At 61.0% G+C, this 2,666-nt stretch carries 2 protein-coding genes and 1 pseudogene; all 3 read left to right on the forward strand.

Annotated elements, in window-relative coordinates; genetic code table 11:
• Window positions 1-233 (forward strand): annotated as a pseudogene (locus tag CAPSK01_RS10565) (hypothetical protein); the annotation flags it as partial.
• A gap of 98 nt (window positions 234-331) precedes the next feature.
• A protein-coding gene (locus CAPSK01_RS10570; protein WP_273703489.1) for an ISKra4 family transposase occupies window positions 332-1,641 on the forward strand; the annotation gives its coding sequence in 2 pieces (ribosomal slippage) (window positions 332-589 and window positions 592-1,641; 1,308 coding nt in all).
• Window positions 1,642-1,868: 227 nt separating this feature from the next.
• Window positions 1,869-2,603 (forward strand): dienelactone hydrolase family protein, encoded by a 735-nt coding sequence (locus CAPSK01_RS10575; RefSeq protein ID WP_034926156.1) that lies wholly within the window; start codon window positions 1,869-1,871, stop codon window positions 2,601-2,603.
• Window positions 2,604-2,666 lie beyond the last annotated feature (63 nt).

The raw sequence follows: 2,666 nt of genomic DNA on the forward strand, positions 1-2,666 counted from the left end.
TTCACTACATCATCGACTGGAACTACGACGAGGACCGTTCCCGAATCCGGACCGGCTTCGGCCCGGAAAACGTCACTCGCCTCCGACGCTTCGCCGTCGGCATCCTCAAGTCCTTCCAGAAACCTTCGCAATCCATTGCCGAAATGATGCGTTTGCTTTCCTTCCGGACCCGCCTCGTCTTCGACTACTTGCGTATGACGAAAAACTCACTCACCGGATCGAGAGCTTCTTGAGAACAAATTTACCGTGGTAATCGAGGGTGTGATTCAAAGTGATGCGCGGCATACAATCCCCCCTGGATGTCCGTAATGACGAACCTGAGGAGCCAACGATGCCCCACCTGCCTGAACAAGACCTGATCTTTTTACAACGGCTCAATGGCCATCCGGTGTTACGTGCGCGTTTTGAAAGCCTGCTCGGGGTGGTGGAGGATGCGGGTGGCGACTTGGAAAAAGCCGACGCGGCTGAGCGCCGGGTGATTGAAGAAGTCCGACAAATGGGCAATGAGGTGTTAACGGCCTGGGCGCAGAACGGGATTGCGCGAAGTGCAGCACGGGGAGGCCAGGCATCCGCGGGCCGAAGCGGGGGTAAAAAAAACTCTACTGGCACACGACTTTCGGCGACATCACGGTAGAAGAGCCGTTGTGGCGAGTGGGAACGCGAAGCGAACGGCGCTTCAGTGAGCGAGCAGGAGTGGCTTGCCGGGGCACTTCCCTGGCGTTACAGCGAGTGTTGGCCGACTTTGGAGCGGACGTGCCGTTTGGACAGGTGCCAGACAAGCTAAGAGAGCACTATGGAATCGCCATGCCAGTTAGTACGGCCCAGCGGATCACCGAACATCACGCACAAGCCATTTACGAACAAGAAACGGCGCGAGAGGAGGTGACGGGAGCGAAAAACTCCCGAACTTTCATTGGGGAAATCGACGGTTCGATGGTCCCAGTGGGGGAAGTCTCACCCGATGCGCAGGACAAACGCCAGGGCAAGACCTTGCTCTGGAAGGAAGTCCGGTTGTGCCTGGTGCATCCCGTGGGCAGCGCGACCCCGTCGTTTGGCGGGCATTTTGCCGGTGGCGCCGAGGAAAGCGGGCGGCAGTGGGCACGTTGCGCGGCGAAAGCCGGGTTGGGTCCTGGCAGCCACCTTCATGCGGTAGGGGACGGTGCGGCCTGGATTACCTCGCAATTAGACCTTCGCTTTGGCACGCAGGGGGCGTTTCTCGTGGACTTTTTTCATCTTTGTGAATATCTCGGTGAGGCGTCCAAAGTGTGTGCCGCCTCCGATCCCAAGGCGTGGATGGAGAAGCAAAAGAGCCGCTTGCATGCAAATCAAGTCGATGCCGTCTTGGAAGCACTCGCGCCATGGGTCGAAGCCGACCACGACGACCACCCCGTCACGGCATGCGACCGCCATATCCGTAACCGCCTGTCCCAACTGGACTACCTAGGGGCGATACAGCGCGGTCTGCCGATCGGCTCGGGGGAAATCGAAAGCGCCCATCGTTATGTCATCCAGGAACGACTTAAGCTTCCCGGCGCCTGGTGGGCACCCAGAAATGTCGAAGCCATGCTGGCCCTACGGATCAACCGCGCCAACCGGGAATGGGCTGATTATTGGAAGGGTCTCGAAAAGCAAGCCGCATAACCAGAGCATTTCGCTGGCGCATCACTTTGAATCACACCCCCATTGAACAAGGGACTTTGACCAACACTTTCAATCGCACCCGGCCGTGGGAGGGGGAATTCGCAGCGCATGCTCTGCGCCCAGCGAATGATTCCGGCGTGCAAGGCAGGGAAGCGGTCATGACTTTCATGATCGGGGGCCTGGAAAAGTCACGACCGTTAGCCGGAATTCGCCGGAAAGGGCTACCGATGATGACAATCGACTGGACGCATGCTTGGCTCGGCGAGGTGCCGACCCTGATCGCCCGCCCGCGGGCAGCGATCGGCCCATTGCCGACGGTGCTGTGGTTTCATGGCTGGAGTGCCGACAAGGAAGTGCATCGCAGCGAGCTTGCTCAGCTTGCCGGTGCCGGCTTGCTGGCAGTGGGAATCGACTCCGTCGGCCACGGCGAGCGCCAGTCGCCCGACCTTGCGCAGCGCCTGGCGCGATCCGCGCGCGAAGCGCAGCCGCTCTTCGATTCGCTGGTTGCCGAAACCGTCGATGAAGTGCCGATGCTGGTTGATAGGCTGATCGATCGCGGGGGGGCCGATGCGGAGCGAATCGGTGCCGCTGGCGTTTCGATGGGCGCTTGCATCGTCTATGGCGCGATTGCTCGCGAACGCCGGCTGCGTGCCGCCGTCGCGTTGCTCGGTTCGCCCGCCAGGGGGCGTCCGGACGGTTCTCGGCTGGCGGTCGATCGTTTCTTTCCAACCGCTCTCCTGTCGGTGACCGCGGGCGCTGACGTAGTCGTTCCCGCCGCGGCCGCCGCAGCGCTGCACGCCGAGCTGACGGACTGGTATCGCAACGATCCCGACCGGCTGTGCCATCAATCGTTTCCCGACGCCGAACACCTGATGAAAGAGACGGACTGGCAGCAGGCGATCGATTTGGCGTGTGCCTGGCTGCTGCGCTTCCTTGCTCCAAGCGGCGGCAAGCTGGAGTAGACTTGCGCGATGCCCCGGTTACGCCTCGATCCACCCCGCAGCGAAGACGAAGCGCCGGAAGTC

The sequence above is a fragment of the Candidatus Accumulibacter vicinus genome (assembly GCF_000584955.1).
Classification (GTDB): Bacteria; Pseudomonadota; Gammaproteobacteria; order Burkholderiales; family Rhodocyclaceae; genus Accumulibacter; species Accumulibacter vicinus.